The sequence below is a fragment of the Romboutsia sp. genome (assembly GCF_035470145.1).
GTDB lineage: Bacteria > Bacillota > Clostridia > Peptostreptococcales > Peptostreptococcaceae > Romboutsia_D.
This window is the reverse complement of the sequence record NZ_DATIRC010000393.1, coordinates 1-6,420: the sequence shown is the minus strand read 5'-3', so window position 1 is coordinate 6,420 and position 6,420 is coordinate 1. Positions and strand designations below refer to the sequence as shown.

At 28.0% G+C, this 6,420-nt stretch carries 4 protein-coding genes, 1 pseudogene and 1 riboswitch; all 5 genes and pseudogenes read left to right on the top strand.

Annotated features, from left to right (window positions below; genetic code table 11):
• A pseudogene (locus VLM92_RS15655) lies at positions 1–750 on the top strand (aminomethyl-transferring glycine dehydrogenase subunit GcvPB); the annotation flags it as partial.
• Positions 751–939: 189 nt separating this feature from the next.
• Positions 940–2,628, top strand: a complete 1,689-nt coding sequence (locus VLM92_RS15650; protein ID WP_325277253.1) for a M48 family metallopeptidase — start codon at positions 940–942, stop codon at positions 2,626–2,628.
• 14 nt (positions 2,629–2,642) lie between these two features.
• Entirely contained in the window at positions 2,643–2,741 is a 99-nt protein-coding gene (locus tag VLM92_RS17425; protein ID WP_325277254.1) for a hypothetical protein, read from the top strand.
• Between the two features lie 218 nt (positions 2,742–2,959).
• A riboswitch (purine riboswitch) is annotated at positions 2,960–3,061 on the top strand.
• Positions 3,062–3,096: 35 nt separating this feature from the next.
• Positions 3,097–4,833 (top strand): adenine deaminase, encoded by a 1,737-nt coding sequence (ade, locus tag VLM92_RS15640; protein ID WP_325277252.1) that lies wholly within the window; start codon positions 3,097–3,099, stop codon positions 4,831–4,833.
• Positions 4,834–4,863: 30 nt separating this feature from the next.
• A partial coding sequence (locus tag VLM92_RS15635) for a glycoside hydrolase family 13 protein (protein ID WP_325277251.1) occupies positions 4,864–6,420 on the top strand: 1,557 nt, incomplete at its 3' end.

The following is a 6,420-nucleotide window of genomic DNA, read 5'->3' as shown; positions in this document are numbered from 1 at the left end:
AATGCTGGAGGACTTTTATATTATGATGGTGCGAATATGAATGCAATAATGGGTATAACTAGACCTGGAGACATGGGATTTGATGTAGTTCATTTAAATCTTCATAAGACGTTTTCAACTCCTCATGGAGGAGGAGGGCCAGGAAGTGGTCCAGTAGGAGTAAAAAAAGAGCTAATTCCATTTTTACCGATTCCAATAGTGGAAAAGGAAAAAGATAATTATATATTAAATTATGATAAACAACAATCTATAGGAAAGATAAAAAATTTTTACGGAAACTTTGGAGTATTAGTAAAAGCTTACACGTATATACTTACTATGGGTAAAGACGGATTAAAAGAAGCAAGTCAGGTGGCAGTTTTAAATGCTAACTATTTAAAAGAAAAGTTAAAAGAATATTACTATTTACCAATAGATACAGTATGTAAACATGAATTTGTATTAGGTGGAATTTCAAAGGGAACAAGTGATATAAAAACTATGGATATAGCTAAAAGATTGTTAGACTATGGATATCATCCACCAACAATTTACTTCCCACTTATAATAAATGAAGCAATTATGATAGAACCAACAGAAACTGAAAACTTAGAAACTTTAGATAGATTTATAGATGCAATGAAAAAAATAGCACAAGAAGCTAAAGAAAACCCAGAAGTTTTAAAAACTGCTCCACATAATACTATAGTAAAAAGAGTAGATGAAGCTAGAGCAGTAAAAATGCCAGTACTTACTTGGCATAATAAATAATCGCCAGAAAGATACAATTTAAATAAATTCCTAGAGCCCAGAATTAAATTCTGGGTTATTTTTTAAGGTTAAAAGTAATTTTATGGCAATACATTCAGTTAAGATGAAATATTTTAATAAATGGTAAAATATGCTACAATAAAATCAAATAATCTATAGGGGGCAAATAAGAAATGGAGATTATAAGCTATGAAAAATAAAAATGACATAATTTTTAATACAATGTTAGGAATTATATTTTTAACTTGTATAACATCGATAGTTATATCAACAGGAATACTGGTGACTAAAAATTTTAATGAAGTTTTTTCAGTGTTGGGTAAATTTGGATTTATTGAATTTGTAATGATAATTTTAACTGCAATCATTTGGTTTATGATGGATACTTCAATTGATATTCCATTTTATAGTGATTATGAACAATTTGAAAAACTTGTATTGTTATCTAAAAATAATCCTGAGAAAATGAGAAAAAAGATAAAAATATTATGTAATTATGAAAGAATTTATATAGGAGTAATTACAATTACTGTTATATCTACACTTATTGGAATTATAATGATTAATTATAAATCTGAAAACATACATGGATTAGGTGTGATAGTATTTGCTTTAATAGGTACTTTATGTATTGTTTTTAAAACGATGTATATAAAATTTGAATATCCAAATGAAGTAACTATAAATAGACAAGAGCATCCAGAGTTATTTAATGTTATAGATAGTGCAATTGAGTTGACAAATTCACCTCAATTAGATGAAATTTGTATTGTTGAAGGTGCAAATGCTGGAGTTGCATTTATTCCAGATGGATTTGGATTTAATGGAAAACATGTTTTAGAAATAGGAATTCAAACATTAAAAATATTAAACGAACAAGAACTGAAATCTATACTAATTCATGAACTTGCTCATATTTACAATGATGACACAAATATAAGTAGTAAGATTTCAAGATGTTTAATTAGATGGAGTACAATAATTGACAAAGTTGAAGAAAAAGATAATATTATTCAAAGCATATTATTATTACCATTTGCAAAAATTTATATTGAAAAATTAGAAACATATCTAAATGCAATATCACAACCAGAAGAAATAGCAGCAGATAAAGAAGCTGCTTTATATACTAGTGTTGAAGTTTATGCTAAAGCAAGTGCTAAGCTTAAAATTATGGACTTGTTTTTTAAAAATCCTTATTGTAAGGTAGAAATTAGAGCACAAGAAAAACCTCCAAAAAACTATTTTAATATTATGTTTGATGATTTTAAGAATGAAATTATTGAAAGAAAAAATCAATGGCTAAGTCAAATTAAAAAGCAAATATCATCAGTATATGATACACATCCAAGTTTTAGCGAAAGAATGAGTGCTTTAGGAATTGATAATTTTAATTATGAAATTGAGTTTGAAGCTCAAAATGAAAATTATAAAAAAGAAATAGATCGTTTAATAGATATAAAAAATAAGCAATGGTATGATTGTTGGCGTGATGAATGGGAAGAATTTACAAAAGAATATAAATTACAATTAGAAATAATTGAAGATTACAAAGAAACAGATGATATAGAAAAAAATATAGAATATGGATTTGCACTTGAAGAAACTAGAGAGTATGACAAAGCCATGAAAGTTTATAAAAAGATTCTTTCTATAGATGAAAAATGTGCTATTGCTATGTATAGAATGGGGCAAATTTTACTTATTGAAAATGATAATAATGGAATTGAGTTAACTAAAAAAGCAGCAGATTTAGATAGTGAGCTTACTATTAGTGCTATTGAGAGTATTGTTGAATATTTAATGGATAATGGAATGAAAGATAAAATAGACGAGATTGAGTATTGGTTTAATGAAAAATATAATGTTATAACTTAAAAGATGTTGTAAAAATAGTTCTTTGCCATTATGAAAGAGGGGATGGAAATGGATACCCTAATATGATTAAAGGAGAACATATTCCATATGGTGCAAGAAATATATATACCTAGAGCCCAGAATATTAATTTCTGGGTTATTTTTATATAGTGTAAATAACATAGTTATATTTGTAAGTTTTGATATGATTTAGAGCTTGATAAAGATTACAATGACTTATAGAGAATAAGTATAAATTAACATAAGAAAAAAGATTTATATAAAATCTAGTCAGAGTATTATAGACTAAAATTCTTAAATGAATCCTTTGACAAGCATAAAGCATAAATATATAATAAGTAACAATAACCTTCGTATAAGCTCAATAATATGGTTTGAGCGTCTCTACCATACTGCCGTAAATAGTATGACTATGAAGAGTCTATAGTCCACGAAGGTTAAATATTTATAGTAAGGTGGATTATCCTAATGAACAAAGAAATTTTTATACAAAATATCAGAGCAGCATCCAAATATGAAATATGTGATTTAGTTATTAAAAATATAAAAATTATAGATGTATTTCAAAACGATATATTTATTAGTGATGTAGCTGTAAAAAATGGTTATATTGTAGGAATTGGAAATTATGATGGAAAAACAATTATAGATGGTACTAATAAATATATATGTCCGGGTCTTATTGATGCTCATGCCCATATCGAATCTTCTCTAACAACGCCTAATGAATACTATAAAGGGGCACTTATTCATGGAATAACTTCAATGATTACGGACCCTCATGAAATAGCAAATGTTTTAGGTATTAAAGGAATAAAGCTTATGATGAATTTAAGTAAAAATATTCCTTTAGATTTTTATTTTATGCTATCTTCTTGTGTTCCAGCGACTAGTTTTGAAAGCAGTGGAGCAAAACTAGAAAGTAATGATTTATTATCTTTATATAACGATAAGAGAGTTTTAGGTTTAGCTGAAGTTATGAGCTATCCAGGTGTGTTAAATTGTGAAGAGAACCTGATTAATAAAATATGGGATGCAACAGAAAAGGGATTAGTAATAGATGGCCATGGGGCAGGGTTTGATGAAACTATGATTAATGCCTATACTACAGCTAATATTACAACAGATCACGAATGTCATAATAAAGAGGAAGTCGTAGATAGATTAAGAAGAGGAATGTATGTACTTATAAGAGAGGGTACTGTTGCAAAAAATCTTAAGGAGCTAATAAAAGCTACTAGTATAGCTAATTCTAGAAGAGTTTGTTTTTGTACAGATGATAAACATATAGATGATTTAATAAAAAATGGTAGCGTAGATAATTCAATTAAGATGGCTATTAAATATGGATTAAGGCCAGAAACGGCTATACAAATGGCTACATTAAATACAGCAGAGTGTTATAATTTAAAAAATAAAGGTGCTATTGCACCGGGATTTATAGCTGACTTCATAATATTAGATGATTTAGAGAATTTCAAGATAAATTCTGTTTATAAAAATGGACAGTTAGTAGTAAAAGATAATAAACTTTTAAATGAAGTTAGAAAAGATAATCATATATTTAATATAGAAAATAGCATTAATATTGCAGATATAACTAAGGAACATTTTAAAATTAATTTAAAAGATAAAAATAAATTAAATGTTATTGGAATTATACCAAATAAACTAGAGAGCAATCATTTAAAAATAAACATTGATGAACTAGATTATAATGAAGAATTTATTTCTAATATAGAAAAAGATTTAATTAAAATAGCAGTTATAGAACGCCATAAAGGTACTGGAAATATTGGATTAGGTATTATTAATGGTCTAGAGATAAAGGAAGGTGCCATAGCTACTACTATAGCACATGATTCTCATAATATTATTGTCAGTGGATGTACTGATGAAGATATGATTTTTGCAGTAAAGGAACTTAAAAAGATAGGTGGAGGGATAATAGTAGCTAAAAACAATAAGGTGCTTGCGTCTATACAACTTGAAATTGGGGGACTTATGACTGGCAGAAATTCACAAGAAGTTATTAATGACCTCAATAAATTGCATAAATCTGTAAATGAAATAGCACCTAATATAAATTTTAATCCATTTTTGACTTTATCTTTCTTGTCATTACCTGTAATTCCAAATTTGAAAATAACTGATAAAGGTTTATTTGATGTTACTAAATTTGATTTTATAGAGGTTGTAGAATAATATTACAGATGGAATAGAGGGGGAATAGATATGAGTAAAATTTCAAGAGAAGCAATACTACATATACCCAAAAGTAATTATGCATATGGATATGATAAAGAAACATTACATATACGTTTAAGAACAAAAAAAGGGGAAGTAAAAGAAGTAAAACTAAGAGCAGGAGACCCATATATATGGGATTTTGGAGGAGCAGGTGGTGGAAATCTAAATTCTTCTGGCACAGGATGGGTAGGGGGAAGTATTATCCCTATGAAAAAAGAATTAGAGACAGAATACTTTGACTATTGGTTTGTTTCTCACAAGCCACTTAATAAGCGTTGTAGATACTGCTTTGTAGTAGAATCAGAAAATGAAAAACTTTTATACACTGAAAAAGGTATATATGAATTAGGAAAAGAAAAAGATGAAGAAAGATTATCATGTATATCTACATTTTTTGGATATCCATACTTAAATGGTACAGATGTTGGGGAAGTACCTAAATGGGTAAAAGATATAATATGGTATCAAATTTTTCCTGATAGATTTGCAAACTCAGATACTACTATAAATCCAGAAGGTACACAACCTTGGGGTTCTAAACCAACACCATATAATTTTACAGGTGGAGACTTACAAGGTATAATAGATAATTTAGATTACCTACAAAACTTAGGTATAACAGGTCTTTACTTTTGCCCGATAACCCAAGCAAGAACTAATCACCGTTATGATACTATAGATTATATGAAAATAGATCCTACATTAGGAAATGAAGAAACTCTTAGAATCTTGGTTAAAGAAGCTCACAAAAGAGGCATAAAAGTAATGCTAGATGCAGTATTTAATCATATAGGATACTATTCAAGACAGTGGCAAGATGTTATAAAAAACAAAGAAAAATCAAGATATAAAGATTGGTTTTATATAAAAACTTTTGAAGGTATAGATGCACCTTTAGAAGAAATTGATAATAGAAATCTACCATATGAAACCTTTGCTGATGTTGCTCATATGCCTAAGTTAAATACAGAAAATACAGAAGTTATCAAACATTTAATAGAAGTAGGTAAATACTGGATAAGAGAATTTGACATAGACGCTTGGAGACTTGATGTATCTAATGAAGTTGACCATAAATTTTGGAGAAAACTAAGGCAAGAATTAAAAGCATTAAAACCAGATGTATATATATTAGGTGAAATATGGCACAATAGCTTACCTTGGTTAATGGGAGATCAATTTGACTCAGTTATGAACTATCCATTAGGTGAAGCTATTAGAGATTTCTTTTGCACCAATGAAATAAATTCTGAGGAATTTAAATACATGATAAATGATGTTATGGTAAGTTATCCAATGCATGTTAATGAAGTTACATTTAATTTGCTTGGAAGTCATGATACTACTAGAATATTAAGCTATGCAAATGAAAATAAAGATAAATTTAAATTGGCTTACTTATTTATGTTTACTCAAGCAGGATCTCCTTGTATTTATTATGGGGATGAAATAGGTATGAAGGGGATACAAGAACCAGGATGTGATATGCAACGTCAATGTATGATATGGGATGAAGAAAAACAAGATAAAGAGCTATTTAAG

Coding starts and splice junctions, on each gene's coding strand:
- ade (WP_325277252.1), top strand. CDS start 3,097: ATGAACAAAGAAATTTTTATACAAAATATCAGAGCAGCATCCAAATAT.
- VLM92_RS15650 (WP_325277253.1), top strand. CDS start 940: ATGAAAAATAAAAATGACATAATTTTTAATACAATGTTAGGAATTATA.